General features: G+C 68.9%; 20 protein-coding genes and 2 pseudogenes. 11 read left to right on the forward strand and 11 right to left on the reverse strand.

The features are described from left to right. Nucleotides 1-27: 27 nt before the first annotated feature. Nucleotides 28-666 (forward strand): SurA N-terminal domain-containing protein, encoded by a 639-nt coding sequence (locus EV648_RS11725; protein WP_241995063.1) that lies wholly within the window; start codon nucleotides 28-30, stop codon nucleotides 664-666. Between the two features lie 11 nt (nucleotides 667-677). Next, a complete protein-coding gene (locus EV648_RS44015; protein WP_132289094.1) occupies nucleotides 678-1688 on the forward strand; it encodes a MazG family protein in 1011 nt (336 codons plus the stop codon). 21 nt (nucleotides 1689-1709) lie between these two features. Here the strand turns inward: EV648_RS44015 and EV648_RS11735 are convergent, their stop codons facing one another. Genes EV648_RS11735 through EV648_RS11745 form a run of 3 tightly spaced genes read right to left on the reverse strand, consistent with a single transcriptional unit; the run spans nucleotide 1710 to nucleotide 3011 of the window. Further along, nucleotides 1710-2009, reverse strand: coding sequence for a transcriptional regulator (locus EV648_RS11735; RefSeq protein ID WP_132289097.1), 300 nt, complete (start codon nucleotides 2007-2009; stop codon nucleotides 1710-1712). Then, on the reverse strand, nucleotides 2006-2467 hold the full coding sequence (locus EV648_RS11740; RefSeq protein WP_132289100.1) for a hypothetical protein: 462 nt from the start codon (nucleotides 2465-2467) through the stop codon (nucleotides 2006-2008). Before EV648_RS11740 ends, EV648_RS11735 begins: the two co-directional genes overlap by 4 nt. A gap of 10 nt (nucleotides 2468-2477) precedes the next feature. Beyond that, a complete protein-coding gene (locus EV648_RS11745; protein WP_132289103.1) occupies nucleotides 2478-3011 on the reverse strand; it encodes a hypothetical protein in 534 nt (177 codons plus the stop codon). Nucleotides 3012-3081: 70 nt separating this feature from the next. On the opposite strand from EV648_RS11745, the gene EV648_RS11750 reads away from it, so the two are divergent. From EV648_RS11750 to EV648_RS11775, 6 genes are read left to right on the forward strand one after another with little or no spacing between them, the layout of a single operon-like run. Then, complete coding sequence (locus tag EV648_RS11750) at nucleotides 3082-3951, forward strand: LysR family transcriptional regulator (protein WP_132289106.1); 870 nt, start codon at nucleotides 3082-3084, stop codon at nucleotides 3949-3951. After that, complete coding sequence (locus tag EV648_RS11755) at nucleotides 3948-4487, forward strand: RNA 2'-phosphotransferase (protein ID WP_241995064.1); 540 nt, start codon at nucleotides 3948-3950, stop codon at nucleotides 4485-4487. Before EV648_RS11750 ends, EV648_RS11755 begins: the two co-directional genes overlap by 4 nt. A gap of 60 nt (nucleotides 4488-4547) precedes the next feature. Then, nucleotides 4548-5828, forward strand: coding sequence for a phosphopyruvate hydratase (gene eno / locus EV648_RS11760; RefSeq protein ID WP_132192955.1), 1281 nt, complete (start codon nucleotides 4548-4550; stop codon nucleotides 5826-5828). An 18-nt stretch (nucleotides 5829-5846) separates the two neighbouring features. Further along, the gene (locus tag EV648_RS11765; protein WP_241995065.1) at nucleotides 5847-6455 is read left to right on the forward strand and encodes a septum formation initiator family protein; all 609 of its coding nucleotides are present in this window, start codon (nucleotides 5847-5849) and stop codon (nucleotides 6453-6455) included. Next, on the forward strand, nucleotides 6452-6934 hold the full coding sequence (locus EV648_RS11770) for a DUF501 domain-containing protein (RefSeq protein ID WP_132289109.1): 483 nt from the start codon (nucleotides 6452-6454) through the stop codon (nucleotides 6932-6934). The genes EV648_RS11765 and EV648_RS11770 overlap by 4 nt, the downstream gene beginning before the upstream one ends. Further along, on the forward strand, nucleotides 6927-7904 hold the full coding sequence (locus tag EV648_RS11775; protein WP_241995066.1) for a Ppx/GppA phosphatase family protein: 978 nt from the start codon (nucleotides 6927-6929) through the stop codon (nucleotides 7902-7904). Before EV648_RS11770 ends, EV648_RS11775 begins: the two co-directional genes overlap by 8 nt. 37 nt (nucleotides 7905-7941) lie before the next feature. Here the strand turns inward: EV648_RS11775 and EV648_RS11780 are convergent, their stop codons facing one another. Beyond that, nucleotides 7942-8514: a TetR/AcrR family transcriptional regulator gene (locus tag EV648_RS11780; RefSeq protein WP_241995067.1), complete on the reverse strand. Its 573-nt coding sequence runs from the start codon at nucleotides 8512-8514 to the stop codon at nucleotides 7942-7944. 144 nt (nucleotides 8515-8658) lie between these two features. Here EV648_RS11780 and EV648_RS11785 point away from each other — a divergent pair, with 144 nt between their 5' ends. Next, nucleotides 8659-10092, forward strand: a complete 1434-nt coding sequence (locus tag EV648_RS11785; RefSeq protein ID WP_132289115.1) for an MFS transporter — start codon at nucleotides 8659-8661, stop codon at nucleotides 10090-10092. On the opposite strand, the gene EV648_RS11790 is transcribed toward EV648_RS11785, so the two are convergent. Further along, a complete protein-coding gene (locus tag EV648_RS11790) occupies nucleotides 10072-10818 on the reverse strand; it encodes a bifunctional 2-polyprenyl-6-hydroxyphenol methylase/3-demethylubiquinol 3-O-methyltransferase UbiG (protein ID WP_132289118.1) in 747 nt (248 codons plus the stop codon). The genes EV648_RS11785 and EV648_RS11790 overlap by 21 nt on opposite strands. A 10-nt stretch (nucleotides 10819-10828) precedes the next feature. Next, nucleotides 10829-11353, reverse strand: coding sequence for a flavoprotein (locus EV648_RS11795; RefSeq protein ID WP_132289121.1), 525 nt, complete (start codon nucleotides 11351-11353; stop codon nucleotides 10829-10831). Between the two features lie 23 nt (nucleotides 11354-11376). Here EV648_RS11795 and EV648_RS11800 point away from each other — a divergent pair, with 23 nt between their 5' ends. Together EV648_RS11800 and EV648_RS11805 are read left to right on the forward strand one after the other, a co-directional pair. Further along, nucleotides 11377-12207, forward strand: a complete 831-nt coding sequence (locus EV648_RS11800; RefSeq protein ID WP_132289124.1) for a uracil-DNA glycosylase — start codon at nucleotides 11377-11379, stop codon at nucleotides 12205-12207. Nucleotides 12208-13701: 1494 nt separating this feature from the next. Further along, nucleotides 13702-15009: an NAD(P)/FAD-dependent oxidoreductase gene (locus EV648_RS11805; protein ID WP_132289127.1), complete on the forward strand. Its 1308-nt coding sequence runs from the start codon at nucleotides 13702-13704 to the stop codon at nucleotides 15007-15009. Here EV648_RS11805 and EV648_RS43145 read toward each other — a convergent pair. From EV648_RS43145 to EV648_RS11820, 5 genes and pseudogenes are all read right to left on the reverse strand, one after another. Beyond that, entirely contained in the window at nucleotides 15006-15392 is a 387-nt protein-coding gene (locus tag EV648_RS43145; protein ID WP_241995157.1) for a glycoside hydrolase domain-containing protein, read from the reverse strand. The genes EV648_RS11805 and EV648_RS43145 overlap by 4 nt on opposite strands. Beyond that, a pseudogene (locus EV648_RS44020) lies at nucleotides 15375-16322 on the reverse strand (glycoside hydrolase domain-containing protein); the annotation flags it as partial. The pseudogene EV648_RS44020 and the gene EV648_RS43145, both read right to left, overlap by 18 nt. A 139-nt stretch (nucleotides 16323-16461) precedes the next feature. Continuing rightward, nucleotides 16462-16707, reverse strand: a pseudogene (locus EV648_RS43160) (glycoside hydrolase family 92 protein); the annotation flags it as partial. Between the two features lie 64 nt (nucleotides 16708-16771). Next, entirely contained in the window at nucleotides 16772-17437 is a 666-nt protein-coding gene (locus tag EV648_RS11815) for a response regulator transcription factor (RefSeq protein WP_132289130.1), read from the reverse strand. Beyond that, nucleotides 17434-18576 carry a sensor histidine kinase gene (locus tag EV648_RS11820; protein WP_132289133.1) on the reverse strand — a complete coding sequence of 381 codons (1143 nt, stop codon included), beginning with the start codon at nucleotides 18574-18576 and terminating at the stop codon, nucleotides 17434-17436. Before EV648_RS11820 ends, EV648_RS11815 begins: the two co-directional genes overlap by 4 nt.

Raw genomic sequence — 18576 nt, forward strand, 5'->3', positions numbered from 1 at the left:
ATGAACAGGAACGCTGGAGGAGATTCGGTGAGCACATCGCGACGGCTTCAGGCGGTCGGTGCAGGGCTGGCGTCGGTGCTGCTGCTCGGCGGTTGCGCTGCGGGCACGCACCCGGGTGCGGCGGCCGTGGTCGGCGACACCGAGATCTCGGTGGGTGACGTCGACAAGACCTCGACCGCGGTCAGCAACGCGCTCGGTCAGCCCTTCACCGCCAGCCTCACCCTGGGCGAGATGGTGAACAGCGCGCTGGTCGAGCAGATCGCCGCGCAGCGCTCGATCACGGTCTCCGACGCCGAGGTGACGCCCGCGATGAAGGCCGTGGTCGGCGACCAGGCCACCTATGACAAGTTCGCCAAGGACCCGGTCGCGCACGACTTCCTGCGCCAGGTCGCCACGGCGGCCGTCGGAACCATCAAGCTCGGTGGCGGCACCGGCATCACCGACCCGAACGTCCAGCAGGCCCAGCAGGCCGGCCAGACCGCGGTCAGGGACGCCTCGAAGAACATCACCGTCGACATCGCGCCGCGCTTCGGCAAGTGGGCCGACGGCACCATCAGCAAGGCGTCGGGCTCGCTGTCCGAGGAGTCCGCCCAGGCCAAGGCGAAGCGCGAGGCCGAAGAGCAGGCGCAGCAGCAGCAACAGCAGCAGCCGCAGCCGCAGGGCTGATCGCGGCCGCTGTGACGGATCCTTCGAGCGGCTGGATCAAGGTCGTTCTCACCAGTCCGCGGGTGGCGCCCGGGTTGCTCACCCTGGCCGCCTGGCAGGTCTTCGGCGACGCCTCGGCGATCGGCGCCTCCGCCGGCCCGGAACGCCCCGACGTGCAGGCGCTCATCGGCTCCGGACTGGTCGTGCAGCAGGTGCTCGGTGACGCGCACGAGCAGTGGACCTGGCTCACCGACAGCGCCGCCTCGGGCGGACAGGTCGCCTGGCTGGTCGGCGAGGACGGTGAACCCGCCCTGCTGCGCGTGATCGCGGACGAACTGAACCGCGAGCCGCGCCCGGAGTACCAGGTCGAGATCGTGCACGGGTCGTACGACGTACCGGGTGCGCGGCTGATCGACCTGGTCCGGGTGATGGACAGGCTCCGGCGGAACTGCCCGTGGGACCAGGAGCAGACCCACGAGAGCCTGGCACGGTACCTGCTCGAGGAGACCTACGAGACCCTCGAGGCGATCGACACCGGCGACTACGACCACCTCCGCGAGGAACTCGGCGACCTCCTCCTCCAGATCGCCTTCCACTCCCGCATCGCCGAGGAAACCCCCGAAGAGGGCTTCTCCATCGACGATGTAGCCGCCGACATCGTGGAAAAACTGGTCCGCCGTCACCCCCACGTCTTCGGCGACGTCACCGCGGCGGACGCGGCCGCGGTCGAGGCGAACTGGGAGACCATCAAGGCCGCCGAGAAGCAGCGCACCTCCGTGCTGGAAGGTATCCCGCTCGCCCTCCCGGCCCTGGCTCTGGCCGACAAGGTCCTCGGCCGGGCTGCGAAGGTGCTGCCGGCTGATCCAGAGTCCGCTGCAGCGTCGCCGGTTGAGCCGCCGGCGTCCGACGACGAGCGCATCGGTGCCGCGTTGCTGGATCTCGTCCGCCAGGCTCGCGCCGTGGGCGTCGACCCGGAGCAGGCGCTGCGCCAAGCGACGCACCGCCTCGCCGACGAGGTCCGCAGTACCGAATCCGGTTCCTGACCTAGTGCCGCTTACGGGACACTAGTCCGACGCCGGCGGCCCATCCAGCAGGGCTCGGAGGGCGTCTCGGTGGGTTGTGTAGGCCTTCTGGCCGAGGCGGGTCATTTTGTAGGTCGTGGTTGCGCCGCGGCCGCGGCCATCCTTCGAGGAGCTGACGTAGCCGGCGGCTTCGAGTGCCGACATGTGCTTGGACAGGTCGGAGTCACTGATCTCGAGGTAGTCCTTGAGGAAACGGAACGACGCGGTGCTGGAGTTGGCGAGCACCGCCATGGCCGCGAGTCGCTTGGGTGCGTGGATGACGGAGTCGAGACCGCTGATCACGCGAGCCGCTCCCGCACCTTCGCCGCGGCGACACCGTAGCGACGTTCGTAGTACGCGAGGCCGGCGGTGACCACGACGAACGCGGTGACGGCAGCGACAGGTACGCCGCCGAGCCACCAGGCGAGCGCGATCAGCCCTGCGACCACCGGCAGAGCCAGGAAGTAGCCGCGCCAGACCCGACCGATCTCCGCCGGGGGAGTGCCGCGGCCCGGCATCGGGAGAGCGCCGTGCCGCCGCTGGATCCAGGCGATGAAGGCGCCCTCCAAAGCGATCAGGATGGCCAGACTGGCGGCGAACAGTGCGGTGTTCTCGCGCCACCAGGTGAAGGCGCCGATCATGGCCGCGGCCCAGAGCCCGACGAGCGGCGAGTACCACCACGGCGTCGCCGGATAGTTCACGTACGGCGCGGCCGCCGCGCGCTCGATGATCTGCAACTGCTCCCGCGCATCACTTTCCATACCGGAAACCTTAGGGAGTACTTTCCACTTTCGCAAATAGAAAGTACTCCGGAGAAATCGTTCGATCCGCCAGGGTCCGGCGGATCGCGGCCTCTGCCGAAGGCCAGTCCGGCGTGTGGACAAGGTCAGCCGGCGTACGGCGCTGCGGGCCGAACAGGTAGCGGTTCGGTACTACGCCGTGCAGGGCTTCGTGGACGTCGGCTTTGTCGTCGATGAAGTGGGTGATGCCGAGTTCGGCGCAGTGGATCGCCTTGTCCGGACGGCGTAGGCAGAAGCGGACGTTGTCCGCGGGGAGTCCGGTCAGTTCGAAGAAGCGGTGATGGTGCAACCAGTCGAGGGAGCGCTGCTGGATCCGCGGGCCGCACTTGGAGACCAGCCAGGCCTGACCGTCGAACAACTCGACCAGCCGGGGGATCGCCTCGAAAGCGCCCGGGACGAAGGGCGTTCGCAGTACGGTCGCGCGGTCGCCGTGGAAGAAGGCGGTGTCCTCGCCGGGTGGGCTGTCGATGATCACCCGGCCGATGTCTATTCCCAATCTGTTCATGCCTCGATCCTGCGGCCGACCAGCATCTCAGCGGAACTATTGTCCAGCCCGATAGCTATAGTCTGAGCTGATGACTCTGGATCGCCTGGTCGCCGAGGATCTGGAAGCGTTCGCGGTCTTCGCCAAGCATCGCAACTTCACCCACGCCGCGGGCGAGTTGCACGTCAGCCAGCCTGCCCTGCACGCCAGGATCCGCAAGCTCGAGCAGACCCTCGGCCGTCAGGTGTACGAACGCCATGGCCGAACGCTCCTGCTCACCCAGACCGGCGAGCACCTGGCCGCCTTCGCCAACGACACCCGTTCTCGCGCGGCCGCGTTTCTCGAAGGCCTGGACGCGTTGCAGCCGCGACCACTCGTCCTGGCCGCCGGCTCCGGGGCCTACCTGTACGTCATCGGCGACGTGCTCCGCCGCTATCTCGACCGCAAACTCGGCCTGCGCCTGATGACCACCGACTCCGATGCCACCGTGGCGGCGGTCCGGGACGGAACAGCCGATGTCGGGGTCACTGCCCTCACGATTCCGCCCGACGACCTCGAGTGCGAGTTGCTGACGCAGTACTCGCAGGTGCTGGTGGTTCGTCCTGACCATCGGCTGGCGGACCGGCGTACGGTTCGGCTGAAGGATCTCCAGGGGGAGGCGCTGGTCGTGCCGCCGCAGACTCGGCCGCACCGCCGGCAGTTGGAGCGGAGCCTGCTGGACGCCGGGGTCGACTGGTCTGTCGCGGTGGAGGCGGAGGGTTGGGTTCTGCTGGTCCACTTCGTCCGGATGGGGATCGCCCCCGCCGTGGTGAACGGCTTCGTCCGTACTCCGGCCACGGTGCGGACCATCCCGATCAAGGATCTGCCGCCGATCCGTTACTACCTCGTCACCCGCCGGAACCGGCCCGCCGACAACCGCCTCGACACGTTGCGGACCCTGCTGACACGCTTCGTGGTGTGAGCCAGGCCAGCCGACAGTTGTCCCGACTACTCCGGCACACCGCCGGTGAGCGCGGACTCGCGATGACCCCCGACGGCTGGGCCATGATCGAGGACGTCTGCGAGCTACTCCGGATGGACCGTACTGCGCTCGCCGCCGCCGTCGAGCAGAACGACAAGGCGCGGCTGCAGGTGGACGGCGACCGGATTCGCGCTTGCCAGGGTCATTCCGCTGCCGGGATGCCCGTCACCCGGGAAGCTTTGGAGAACAGTTGGCGACGGGTGATTCCCGCAGACCTGCTCTGGCACGGCACGAACACGGCCGCGCTGGAGGCGATCACCCGGGAGGGCTTGCGGCCGGGACGACGTACGCATGTGCACCTGGCGCCGGCCCGAAACAGCCATGTGGGCAGGCGATCCGCGGTCGACGTCCTGCTCGGCATCGACCCCGCCAAGCTCGGCCAGCCGGTTTTCGAAGCGCCGAATGGGGTCCTGCTGGTCCGGTCGGTCCCTTCCGAAGCGATCCGCCTTATCCAAAAGGCCGACGCGGTCCACTAGGTCGGCTGGTCTGGCCGTTATTGTCGGGACTGACATCAAGGTGTGAACAGAGGAGTAGATGTGGCCACCATCGAGGCCGTCGGCGCCCGCGAGATTCTTGACTCGCGAGGCAATCCCACTGTCGAGGTCGAGGTTCTCCTCGACGACGACACCGTAGCCCGGGCGGCGGTGCCCTCCGGTGCTTCCACCGGCCAGTTCGAGGCCGTCGAGCTGCGTGACGGGGACAAGTCCCGCTACGGCGGCAAGGGTGTCCAGAAGGCCGTCACGGCCATCCTGGAGGACATCGACAAGGAGATCGTCGGCTACGACGTCCACGAGCAGCGGCTGATCGACCAGGCCCTGATCGACCTGGACGGTACGCCGAACAAGGCCAAGCTGGGCGCGAACGCCATCCTCGGCGTCAGCCTCGCGGTGGCCAAGGCCGCCGCCGAGAGCGCCGGTCTGGACCTGTACCGCTACGTCGGCGGCCCGAACGCGCACGTGCTCCCGGTGCCGATGATGAACATCCTCAACGGCGGCGCGCACGCGGACAGCAACGTCGACGTGCAGGAGTTCATGATCGCCCCGATCGGCGCGTCGACGTACTCCGACGCCCTGATGCAGGGTGCGACCGTCTACCACGCGCTGAAGGCGGTGCTGAAGGAGAAGGGCCTGTCCACCGGTCTCGGCGACGAGGGCGGCTTCGCCCCGAACCTGCCGAGCAACCGCGACGCGCTGGACCTGATCCTGGTCGCGATCGAGCGGGCCGGCCTGAAGCCCGGCGAGGACATCGCGCTGGCGATGGACGTGGCCGCGAGCGAGTTCCACACCGACGGCGTGTACGCCTTCGAGGGCGGCAAGAAGTCGGCCGACGAGATGATCGCGTACTACGCCGACCTGGTCGCGTCGTACCCGATCGTGTCGATCGAGGACCCGCTGAACGAGGAGGACTGGGACGGCTGGAAGAGCATCACGGCCCAGCTCGGTGACAAGACCCAGCTCGTCGGCGACGACCTGTTCGTCACCCAGGTCGAGCGGCTGCAGCGCGGCATCACCGAGAAGGCGGCGAACTCGCTGCTGGTCAAGGTGAACCAGATCGGCTCGCTGACCGAGACCCTGGACGCCGTGGACCTGGCGCACCGCAACGGCTTCACCTGCATGATGAGCCACCGCTCCGGTGAGACCGAGGACACCACGATCGCCGACCTCGCCGTCGCCACCAACTGCGGCCAGATCAAGTCCGGCGCCCCGGCCCGGTCCGACCGCACCGCGAAGTACAACCAGCTGCTCCGGATCGAGGAGGAGCTCGACGACGCGGCCCGCTACGCCGGTCGTTCGGCATTCCCGCGATTCAAGGGCTGACCGGGCTAAGGTTTTTGGATGTCCTCCCGCCGGGATCCAGGTGCACGTCCAGGCTCGCGACCGACGAGTCGCAGCCAGTCACGTCCACCTGCCCGCCGGGACGGGAACCAGCCCAAACGCCGTACGACGGGAACTCCGGCCGGCCCGGCCCGGACCCGGGGTTCCCGCAACCTCACCGGCCGGGCAGCCGTTGTGCTGCTCGTGCTCGGTGCGCTGATCGTGTCCTACGCGCAGAGCCTGCGGGTGTGGTTCGACCAGCACCAGCAGATCAGCGCGCTGCAGCAGGAGATCCGGGACCGGGAGAAGCGGGTCGGCCAGCTGGACGACGAGATCGCCCGCTGGAACGACGACGCGTACGTCCGGGCCCAGGCCAGGCAGCGCCTCGGCTGGGTGATGCCCGGCGAGATCGGGTACCGGGTGATCGGCGCCGACGGCAAGCCCGTCGGAGCGCCGCCCGAGCCGGCCGGACCGGCTGATCCGCAGGCCGACACACAGAAGCCGACCTGGTACACCAAGCTCTGGGGGAGCGTCGAGGGCGCCGGCAAACCGGCCCAGTCGGCCACGCCGACACCGCCGAAACCGACGCCCAAGCCCGTTCTGACCGCACCACCGAAGGGCAGCAGGTGACCGTAACGCCTGAGGACGAGACGGCAGTCAGCGCACAGCTGGGCCGGACCGCCCGCGGGATCCGATCGATCGCGCACCGTTGCACGTGTGGTCTGCCCGACGTGGTGGAGACCGAGCCGCGGCTGCCGGACGGGACCCCGTTCCCGACCACGTACTACGTCACCTGCCCGCGGCTCGCGTCGGCGATCGGCCGGCTCGAGGCCGAGGGCGTGATGAAGGAGATGACGGACCGCCTCGCCACCGACGACGATCTGGCCGCGCAGTACCGGGCCGCCCACGAGGACTACCTGGCCCGGCGCGAACTGCTGGGCGACGTCCCCGAGATCAGGGGGATCAGCGCCGGCGGGATGCCGACCCGGGTGAAGTGCCTGCACGTCCTGGTCGGTCACTCGCTCGCCGCCGGGCCGGGCGTGAATCCGCTCGGCGACGAAGCGCTGGAGATGCTCCCCGACTGGGGCCGTCGGGGCCCCTGTGTCTGACGCTGTGTCTGATTCCGGTACTGCGGCCGCCCCCGTCCGCGTCGCCGCGGTGGACTGCGGGACGAACTCGATCCGCCTGCTGATCGCCGACTACGCCGACGGCGGCCTGACCGAGATCGACCGGCGGATGCAGATCGTCCGCCTCGGCCAGGGAGTCGACTCGACCGGCGCGTTCGCTCACGACGCCTTGCTGCGGACCTTCGCGGCCTGCGCCGAGTACGCCGAGGCTGTCCGCGCGGCCGGGGTCGAGCGGTTGCGGTTCGTCGCGACCTCCGCGGCCCGCGACGTCAGCAACCGCGACGAGTTCTTCGCCGGAGTCGCCGCCCGCTTCGGAGTGGAGCCGGACATCATCTCCGGGGCCGAGGAGGCCGCGTTGAGCTTCCGTGGCGCGACCAGCGGACTCGCTGAGCTCGAACTGCCCGGTCCGTACCTTGTGACCGACATCGGCGGGGGCTCCACGGAACTGATCCTGGGTGACGAGTCCGGCGTCATCGCGGCGGAGTCGCTCGACATGGGCTCCGTCCGGATGACCGAGCGGCACCTGCCGTCCGACCCGCACTCGGTCGAGGAGATGGCCGCAGCGACCAAGGACGTGGACGAGTTGCTCGACTCCACGGTCGTCCCGCTGTCCGAGGCGCGCTGCCTGATCGGGGTCGCGGGCACGGTGACCACCGTGGCCGCGGTCGCGCTGGGATTGAAGGAGTACAACCCGGGCGCGATCCACCATTCGCGGATCCCGGCCGACGTGCTGCTCGACACCACGTCGTGGCTGATGGGGTCGACCCGGATGGCGCGTTCCGAAGTACGGGCGATCCATCCCGGGCGGGTGGATGTGATCGGCGCCGGGGCGCTGATCCTGCAGCGGATCCACGACCGGATCGCCGGGGATCTCGCCTACGACGAGGTCGTGGTGTCCGAGCACGACATCCTCGACGGTGTCGCGCTGGCCCTGGGGGAGTCGGCGGGTTAGTGCCCCGCGTCGGGTGTTCCTTGGCGCTTGCGGCGCACTAGCGGGCTCGGACGCCGTCCAGGGCGATTGCCAGTACGCGCTCGCGCTGCTGGTCGTCGACGAACCCGGCGGCGGTGAGGCCGCTGACCATCCGCAGTACGTCGTCGAAGGTGATGTCGGTGCGGGCCTCACCGGCCTCCTGCGCGCGGACCAGCAGCGGTTCTCCCGCCTCGTACATCGCGACGCGGGCGGATTTGAACATCTCGGAGTCGCGGTTGAGCGACTCGTAGATCGCGCGCTTGGTGGCGGCGTACCCGACGAAGCGGCGCAGCCAGGTGGTCAGCGCCTCCCAGGGCGGCAGGTCGGCGACGTCGTCCGCGGCGTCGCAGAGTTCCTCGACCTCGCCGAAGTAGACGCTGTCGAAGAGGTGCTGGCGGGTCGGGAAGTTGCGATAGAGCGTCCCGATGCCCACGCCGGCCCGGCGGGCGATCTCCTCCAGCGACGCGCCGGTGCCCTGCTCGGCGAAGGCGTCGCGGGCGGCGGCGAGCAAGGCGTCGAAGTTGCGGCGCGCGTCGGCGCGCGTCGGTCGCTGGACCGCTGCCCGGAGGATCGTGCGTGTCTTGTCTGTCACCTCGTTCACCCTAACGACTAGAAACGGAGGCATCCCTCCGTTATAGTGGAGGCACGCCTCGACTTTACCACTGGGGCGTCTCTCACACCCGCGCCGCCGAACGCCGCGGCCGCCGTGAGCTCATCAACCTCGAAGGACTTCGTCATGCCTGGAAACGCGTCCTCCCCGCGGATCACTCTGCTGGTGCTGGCCTCTGCCACTGCCGCCTTCTCGATGTTGCAGTCGCTGGTCAGCCCCGCGTTGCCCATCATTCAGCGCGACCTGCACACCAGTCAGGGGACCGTCACCTGGGTCCTCACCGCCTGGCTGCTCGCGGCCTCGGTGGCGACCCCGCTGCTCGGCCGGATCGGCGACATGATCGGCAAGAAGCGCACCCTGCTGATCGCCCTCGGCGCCGTCGCCGCCGGTTGCCTGATCGCCGCGCTCGCCCCGACGGCCGGCGTACTGATCGTCGGGCGGGTGGTGCAGGGACTCGGCGGCGCCATTTTCCCGCTGTCGTTCGGAATCATCCGCGACGAGTTCCCGCGCGAGCGGGTGCCGTCGCTGGTCGGCATCGTGTCGGCCGTCATCGCGGCGGGCGGCGGTCTGGGGATCGTGCTGGCCGGGCCCGTCATCCAGGCGCTGAACTGGCGCTGGCTGTTCTGGATCCCCTTCCTGGTCGTCGTTCTGGCCGCGTTCACCGCTTTCCGGTTCGTGCCGGAGTCGCCGTCCCGGGCGCCGGGCCGGATCGACTGGCTGGCCGCAGTACTGCTGTCCGGGTGGTTGGTGGCGCTGCTGCTGCCGCTCAGCAAGGCGGCGGCGTGGGGCTGGGCGTCGGTGCAGACGATCGGCCTGCTCGTCCTGGCCGTGGTGCTGGTGGCGGGCTGGATCACCGTTGAACTCCGGTCGCGCAATCCGCTGATCGACATGCGCATGCTGCGGCTGCCGGCGGTCTGGACCACCAACCTGGTAGCGCTGCTGTTCGGGGCGGGGATGTTCGCCGCCTACGCGTTCGTGCCGCAGTTCATGCAGATCCCGACGCTTGCCGGGTACGGGTTCGGCGCCACGGTGACTCGGGCCGGACTGTTGATGCTGCCGATGCTGGTGGCGATGGCTGTCGCCGGGTCGCTGAGCGGGCCGATCGCTCCTCGCTTCGACGTGAAGGCGCAGTTGGTGCTCGGGTCGGTGTTCAGCCTGATCGCTTGCGTGGCCTTCGCCGGATTCCACGACCAGGCGTGGCAGGTCGCGCTCGCGGGTGCGTCGTTCGGGCTCGGCATCGGGCTGGCGTACGCCTCGATGACCAGTCTGATCGTGCAGAACGTGCCGATGAGCCAGACCGGGGCTGCGAGCGGCATGAACGCGAACATCCGCACCATCGGCGGCGCGATCGGTACCGCGGTGGTCAGTTCGATCGTGACGAGCCACCTGCAGGCCAACGGGCTGCCGTTCGAGTCCGGCTACACGGACGCGTTCGCGCTGCTGGCGGTCATCTCGGCCGTCGCCGTCGTCCTCGCGCTGCTCGTACCCACCGCGCGCCGCCGGGCCGCCGCACACCCGGAGCTGGTACTGGCGGGAGCCTCAGCGGCGCCGGGCGAGTAGCGAGAAGGTGTTCGGCAGGCGGCCCTGCCAAGCGGCCGCATCGACACCCGCTGGTTGCCAGAAGGGCTCGGGATACTCCTCCACCGAGGAGATCTCGAGCCCGGCCGCCACTACGGCGGAGATGATTTCGCCGAGGGACCACTGCCACTCCCGGGCACCGTTGGCGGGGAAGCTGTCGTTGATGTGCGAGCGGCCGAAGTAGCTCCGGTCCGCCCGGATCCTCGGCTCGTCCTCGTCCCAGCTCCACAACGGCACCATCGGGTGCGCCTCGTACACGAACAACTGCCCGCCCGGCTTCAGCAGGCGTGCCACGTCAGCCGCCCAGGCCCCGATGTCCCGCATCCAGATCAGCGCGCCCTTGCCGGTGTAAACCAGCTCGGCGCATCCATCCCGCAAGGGCACGCCCGGCACCTCGGCGACGACGTACCGGCAGTTGGTTTCGAGCTGGATGGCCCTCCGCTGAGCCGCAGTAGCCGCCGTCACGCTGTAGTCGACCCCGACAACTTGCCGTGCCCCCGCCTTTGTCAACGCAACGTCATCCAGCCCATGCCCACTCTGCAAATGCACCACCGCAGGCCTGGCTTGGAGCACCTCACGCAACAACCGGAGCTCCCTCTCCAGCAGCTCCGCTTCGGCCGCCGCAGTCAGCAGTTCGTCGTACTCCCGAACGTGCTTCTGGGAAGCGATCTCCCAAGCAGCTCTGTTGCCGGCAACCTCGGCATCCATCCCGCGCCCCTCACCCGATCCGTTCAACGGCGTCCAGGATCTCCCGCCACGGCAGCTCCCGGCCACCGCTTTCCACCCGCGGTTCCAGGGGATGCCACTCGATCAGCGCTGCACCCGCGGCGCGCAACGCGTTCAGGTGTCCCGCCCAAGCGGGATGCCGCACGTGGCCCGCGTTGACGCGCGGGAAGACGACTATGGGCGTGGTCCCGAGGGCCTCGGACAAGACCGTGAGCGCCTGATTGTCGCCGACCCCCAGCGCCAGCTTGGCCACGGAGTTGGCGCTCAGCGGTGCTCCCACGAAGACATCGATCGGTGGATGCGGGCGCTGCTCGCCGGGCATTCTCGGGTGGGATCGCACCGGCAGGCCGGTGAGCTTCTCCAGGTCGCTCAGCTCGTGTGGATCGAACCAGCTTGCGGCTGTTGGGGTCAGCGTGACCGCGACCTGGTGGCCTCGCTGGATGAGCGGCTGGACGAGGCCCTCGCGGAGTTGTTCGACGCCGCCGACTGCTGCCGCGACGACACCGATCACTGTCATCCGGACACCCTAAGGTGGCTGGTATGCGATTGCCGCACCCGTTGACGGGGGAGTTGTTCGAGAGCCCGGTGCCGCCGGGGACGGGGTGGCCCGAGGATCCCGCGGTACGGCGTACTCCGGTGGCTCGGAGTACGGCAGACGTCGTCGAGCTGGCGCAGACCGACGAACTGGCAGAGCTGGACGCGCGGGTGTCCGTGTGCCGGGCGTGCCCGCGGCTGGTGGAGTGGCGTGAAGAGGTTGCCCTGAGCAAGCGAAAGTCGTTCGCGGACCAGCCGTACTGGGGCCGGCCGATCGCCGGCTGGGGAGATCCCGAGCCGCGGGTGCTGATCGCCGGTCTCGCGCCGGCCGCGAACGGCGGGAATCGGACCGGCCGGGTGTTCACCGGCGACCGTTCGGGCGACTGGTTGTTCGCCTCGCTCCACCGGGTCGGCCTGGCCACACAGCCGACGAGCGAGCACGCGGGGGACGGGCTGAGGCTGCTCGGCGCCCGGATGATGGCGGCGGTCCGCTGCGCTCCACCCGCGAACAAGCCGACCCCGGAGGAACGCGACACCTGCTCCCCATGGTTCCGCCGCGAACTCGAACTGGTGCTCCCGTCCACCCGGGCGATCGTATGCCTGGGCAAATTCGGCTTCGACGCCCTCCTGAACGCCCTGCAGTCGGTAGGCGGCGCAGTACCGAAGCCCCGCCCGAAGTTCGGCCACGCGGTCGAGTACCCGATCCCCGGCCCGTACGGCGAGGTCGTGGTCCTCGGCTGCTTCCACCCCAGCCAGCAAAACACCTTCACCGGCAAACTAACCGAACCAATGCTCGACACCGTAATGACCCGAGCCAAGGAACTCGCTGGGCTCTGATGTTCCAGAACAGCCTCTGGTGGTTCCACCGGCTTGGGGCTGAGGTGGTCGCGTCCGGCATGGGCGGAGGTGGTTGCGTCCCCGGGCTGCGTGATGGTGCTGGTCGGGGTGATGTGCGTCAAGAGCGCTTCGCGTCCCTTCGGGATCGGAACAAGTTCCGACTCTGGACCCACACCACCCCGACCAGGGAAGGAACGCAGCTATCCCGGAGCCGCTGAGAGGTGTGGCGACAAGGCCCAGGGAGCTCCTTCGCCCAAACGTCGGGGAGTTGGCTTGCCAGACGTTCGGGGAGCTGCCTTGCTTAGAAGCTCGGGGAGCTGCATCGCCCCGAAGTTCGGGGTGTTCCTTTGCTCGGGCCGCGGGGCTCCCGAAACCGGCACCCTGTGCACCACCTGAGCAGATCCCGGCGAGCCGGACACTCAACCGGTGCACAAAGTGCGGGCTCGGACACCAAGTCGCGACCTCGGACACGACATGACCTGTCCCTGGGCCCCACAGGGTGTCCGAGGTCCCCCCAACCGCACCGCCGTCCGGCGTCACACCCCCCAGAAGGTGTCCGAGGTCCCCACCACCGCACCCCGTTCGGGCCCAGCCCGGCGACTGGCCTCCCGATGTCGGGTTGTTCGGCCGCTGGCGCCTTACGAGCCGCCAGCCGGCGAACGACCCGCCAGCGGACCCGCGAATAGCCACAGGTGGCCGAACAACGGGCCAGCCGGCTAACAACCTGCCAGTGGTCGAACAACCCGCCAGCGGTCGAACAACCTGTCAGCACCAGCCCCCGAATGGCCGCAACCACCACTCCTCGGGGCGAACACCCACGCCCGGGGCCCGCCGGCGTACCGACGGAAGTTGTCGCCGCACACACCACCCCGACGCGCCGCCCACGCCTGGAACCTCCGCGACCACCCCCAGTACTACCTGTCGGTCCGTACACCCACCCCCGGAAACACCACCCCGACCCGGCTCAAACCTCCGTCGCCCGGTGCACCCCACCCCGACCCGGCTCAGACCTCTGCGCGGGATCCGCGTAGCTGCGTCCTTCCCTGGTCGGGATGGGGTGGGTCAAGAGTCGAAACTTGTTTCGATCCCGAAGGGACGCCAAAGGCGCTCTTGACGCGCACCAGCACGACTAGCACCATCACGCAGCGGAGACCGCGAACCACCTCCGCCTATGCCAGGGGTACAACCGCGCGCTCCACAGGCTGGGAACAGCGCACTCTGTCGGGTGAACTGGCTATCCGCTCGGCGGGAGCACCTGGCCCAGGCATGTGGTTTCTCGTACCGGTCTTGCGGTTGTGTATCGGGTGGCGAGACGGTGGTTCCGGGTTGTAGGTGTGGGCGGCGAGAGGCCGCACGATAGGGCATGGAGACCCTCGAACGAGGGGCCCTCCCGGTAGGTGAGATCACCCGGAAGAGGGATTGTGAAAGTTTTCACGAGCCCGCTATCCTGAAGTGGACATGAAGTTAGGACTGCACTCAGGGAGAGTGAAGAGCATGGCAGCCCAGGTACCGCACATCCTCGTCGTCGGGGGCGGTTACGTCGGGATGTACACCGCGTACGGCCTGCGCAAGGCCGCTCGCCGGGGCAAGATCCGGGTCACCGTGGTCGACCCTCGCTCGGTGATGACGTACCAGCCGTTCCTGCCCGAAGCGGCGGCCGGCTCGGTCGAACCGCGGCACGTGGTGGTGCCGCTGCGGAAGACCCTCAAGGGCTGCCGGGTGGTCACCGGCCGGGTGACCGGGATCGACCATGCGAACAAGGTCGCCAAGGTGATGCCGGAGGAGGGTCCGGACTACGACCTCGCCTACGACCAGGTGGTCGTCGCGCTCGGTTCGATCGCCCGCACGCTGCCGATCCCGGGGCTGGCCGAGGAGGCTACCGGCTTCAAGAACGTCGAGGAAGCCATTGCCCTGCGCAACAAGGTGCTCGACCGGCTGGACGTTGCGTCGTCCCAGCCCGACCCGGCGCTGCGCAAGTCCGCGCTGACCTTCGTTTTCGTCGGCGGTGGGTACGCCGGGGTCGAGGCGTTCGCGGAGCTCGAGGACATGGCCCGCTACGCCACGCGGTACTACGACAACATCCAGCCCGAGGACATGCGCTGGGTGCTCGTCGAGGCGACCAACCGGATCCTGCCCGAAGTCGGCCCGGAGCTCGGTCAGTACACGGTCGAGCAGCTCCGCAAGCGCAACATGGACATCAAGCTGGAGACCCGGCTGGAGTCCTGCGAGAAGGGTCACGTGATCCTCAGCGACGGCGACGAGTTCGACTCCGACACGATCGTCTGGACCGCCGGCGTGAAGGCGAACCCGGCGCTGGCCAGCACCGGCTTCCCGCTGGACGAGAAGGGCCGGGTCAAGTGCCTGCCGAACCTGCGGATCGAGGGCGTCGAGGACGCCTGGTCCGCCGGTGACAACGCGGCCGTGCCCGACCTCACCTCCGAGACCGGCGCGTACTGCGCCCCGAATGCCCAGCACGCGGTCCGCCAGGCGCGCCGCCTCGCGGAGAACATCCTCCGGGTAGTCGACGGGCAGCAGCCGCAGGACTACAAGCACAAGTACGTCGGCTCGGTCGCGAGCCTCGGCCTACACAAGGGCGTCGCCCAGCTGTACGGCGTGAAGGTGAAGGGCTGGCCGGCCTGGTTCCTGCACCGGACGTACCACGTCTCCCGGGTCCCCACCTTCAACCGCAAGTCCCGGGTCATCCTGGACTGGACGCTGGCGCTGTTCTTCCGCCGCGAGGTCACCAGCCTCGGCAGCCTCCAGACCCCCAATGAGGAGTTCCGCCGGGCGACTGACTCCTAGTGGTCCACGGGAGCGGTGCCCCAGTTCAAGGAGGCCGCTCCCATCCGCGCGCTGATCCTGCCGCCGTGAGTGATGAACGACACCGGCAGCCAGGACTCGGCGCGCGGTTTGCCGTTCAGCGTCAGCGACTGCACATACTGGTTGGCGTCCGACGTCTCCGGAGCCTCGACAGTCAGCCGTACTCCGTTGCTCCGGTGCAGCTCGACCTTCGGGAACAGGGGGACTCCCGACCAGCAGTTCCGCCCGGCCCGGCGTCCGCGGGAACAGTCCGATCGCCGCGAACACGTCGGGTCATACCTGAGCGCGCTCCCGCCCTTGACCGCCCAGTTCCCGGCCTCGTCGTGGAAGAACCCGTCCAGCCTCTGTACTGCGTTGCCGTTCATCGCCGCCGCCAGTCCGGAGACGTCCTGCGGGACCATCCACGTGTAGGTCGCGCTCGATCCCTGCGCGAAGCCGACATCGGTCGACGGGGTAAACCCGGGCTGCCAGGTCCTGTCCGCCTTCCGGGCCCGCTGGTATCCCACGGCCGGGTCGAACGTGTTCTTCCATTAAGTCCCACGCTCTGCCAGGTCGCCGTCCGGCTGGCCGATCCGCTTCGCCCATTGCGCCAGGGAGAAGTCGGCGAGTGAGTTCTCCAGCGTCTCGGCGGCACCACCCCAGCAGTGGCAGGCATCCTGCGGCGCATAGTGCTTCGTCAGGTACGTGTCGAGCGCAGGTCGTTGCTCGGTGCATTGTCCGGGGCAATCACCGTCGTTCTCTGCCTCGGAGTTCTGGACGGTTGCCTGGTGCACCAAAGACGCATAGGCGCCCCGGGCATCGAAGTTTCGCACGCCCATCGCCGCGAATGTCGCGAGCGTCGGCGCCGTCGGATCACCAGTCATCACGTGGGTGGCGCCGTTGTTGTGCAGCCAGCGGTCCCAGATCCCCTTGTTCTGCTGGGCGAACTAGGACATCGACTGCGCGAAGTCGCCGGAGATCTCTGGCTTCAGCAACGCCAGCAACTGGATGTGCGCCCGATACTGATCCCACCCCGAGAACGTCCCGTACTGCGCTCGCTGCCCCTTGGCGAAGCGGTGAATCTGCTGGTCGCTGCCCAGGTAGCGCCCGTCGACGTCGTTGAAGATGTTCGGCTGCAGCATCGAGTGGTAGAGCGCGGTGTAGAAGGTGGTTCGCTGCGCGTCCGACCCACCGGTGATCCGGATGCTCTGCAGTTCCTTCTTCCACTCCTGGTAACCGTCGGCGGCGAGCCGGTCGACGGTCGCGCGACGGCTGACCTCGGCCGCGAGGTTCTGCTCGGCGCCGGCCAGGCTCACGTAGGAGATGCCGATCCGCGTCGGACCTTGGCGCTGGGCGCGAACTCACGTAGCCGCCGGAGCCGCGGCCCCGCCGATCTGCGCCGGTCAGCACGGACCCGGTCACCTTCCGCTTCGCCGCGTCGATCGAGATCTCCGCGTCCTCGCTACCGTTCAGCGAGTTCGACGTGCGGAAGAGGAGATTGGCCGGGCCGGTGGTGGGAAACCCGAACTCGCCGACACCCGCGCGAGTGGTGACCGCCAGGTCCGACTTCACCCCGTTCTCCAGGGTGACGGTGTACCGGCCGGGCTTCGCGACTTCCTGTGCGTGGCTGAAGTTGCTCGCGTACTTCGTGTCGGTGGTGTCCGCCGTCGGCGACGAGTCCACCTCCCCGACGTACGGCACGATCGGGACGTCGCCGGCCGCCCCCGCTCCCTCAGGCTATTCCGGACGAGTGACTGGCAGGTGATCAGCGGCTGTCGTCCAGGAGACCGGCATCGCGCACCAGCAGCGCGATCTGTACCCGATTGTTCAGGTCGAGCTTGGTCAGGATCCGCGACACGTGGGTCTTCACCGTCGGCACGCTGAGGTAGAGCGTCGCGCTGATCTCCGCGTTCGACTTGCCCTCGCCGACCGCGACGGCGATCTCGCGCTCCCGGTCGTTCAGCCCGTCCAGCCGGCTCGTCGCCTTGGTCTTGCGCTGGTCGTGCCCGGACGCCGCGACCCTCGAGATCAGCCGCTTCGTCACCGTCGGCGACAACACCGGCTGCCCGCCGGCGACCCGTCGTACGGACTCGACGATCTCGGCCGGCGGGGTGTCCTTGAGGACGAACCCGGCCGCGCCCGCGCGGAGCGCGCGCAGTACGTGCTCGTCGGCGTCGAACGTGGTCAGGATGACCACCTCCGGCGCGCTGGGACGGGATCGGATGGTCTCGGTCGCGGTCAGGCCGTCGGTGCCGGGCATCCGGATGTCCATCAACACGACGTCGGGGGAGAGCCGGTCGATCAGCGCCTGGACGCCGCTGCCGTCACCCGCCTCGCCGACCACCCGGATGTCCGGGGCGCCGCCGAGCATCATCTTCAGCCCTGCGCGCAGCAGTGGATCGTCATCCACGATCAACACCCGAATGGTCATGCAGGCCACGGTAGCCAGGCGGCGAGGCGGAACTCGCCCTCGGAGGTGCGGCCGTGCTCGAGGCGCCCGTCGACCAACTGGGCCCGCTCGTGCAGACCGATCAGCCCCTGTCCTTCTCCTGGTCGCCTGCCGTCGGCCGGGTTCTTGACCTCCACGCTCAACCCGTTGCCCGGAGCACCGACCACCCGAATCTGGACCGGTTCGCCCGGCGCGTGCTTGAGCGCGTTGGTCAACCCTTCCTGCACGATCCGGTACGCCGTACGCCCGACGTGGTCTGGCGGACTGCCGGTGGCATCGAAGTGCAGATCGACGGGCAGCCCGGCGCGGCGGGAGTCCTCGACCAGCACCGGGAGGTCCGCGAAGGTAGGCTGCGGCAGTTCGCCGACGGGCGCGCGCAGTACGCCGATCACCTCGCGGAGATCCTGCAGCGCCTGGTGTGCGCTGGCCCGGATGATCTCCGCGGCCCCGGCGACCTCCCTGGTGGTCGCATCGGGGCGATAGGCCAGGGCACCCGCATGCACGCTGAGCAGCGACAGACGATGACCCAGCACGTCATGCATCTCTCGGGCGATCTCCTCCCGAGCTCGCATCTGCGCCTGCTGCGCCTGCAGCCGCGCCACCGTCTCTGCCCGATCCGCCCGGTCCCTGAGCGTCTGCACCAGTTGGCGACGGGACCGGATGTAGAAGCCCCAGCCGGCTGTGGCCAGGTAGAACGCGACCGCGAAGCCGATGGTGATCCCCAGCGGGTCCTCTTTCGGGCGGACCTGGACATAGATCAGCAGGCAGAGCGCGTTCACGCCGAAGACCATCCAGGTCGTCCGCCAGGGCCGGTGGATGGCGACGGTCAGCATCAACAGCAGCGTGGCCACGCCCGCGGTGTCGGAGAAGGTGGACACGAGCGCCGCGACCAGCGCGAGCTGGACCGGCCAGCGCCTTCGGAACCACAGCGCGAGGCACAGTGCCATCCCGGCGAAGAAGTCGAGCGCGAGCAGGTCCGGCGAGATCGGGTCGTGCCGTCCGTCCTCGTACAGCAGGAAGCCGCAGATCACCGCGAAGGCAAAGGCCAGGGTGTCCACGACCCAGTCGCGCGCGCTGCGCCTGGGACGGCGGCCTGCGCTGCGGATGTCGGTACCGGCCAT

Origin of the sequence: Kribbella sp. VKM Ac-2568, from assembly GCF_004345365.1 — a bacterium.
In the GTDB taxonomy this organism is placed as follows: domain Bacteria; phylum Actinomycetota; class Actinomycetes; order Propionibacteriales; family Kribbellaceae; genus Kribbella; species Kribbella orskensis.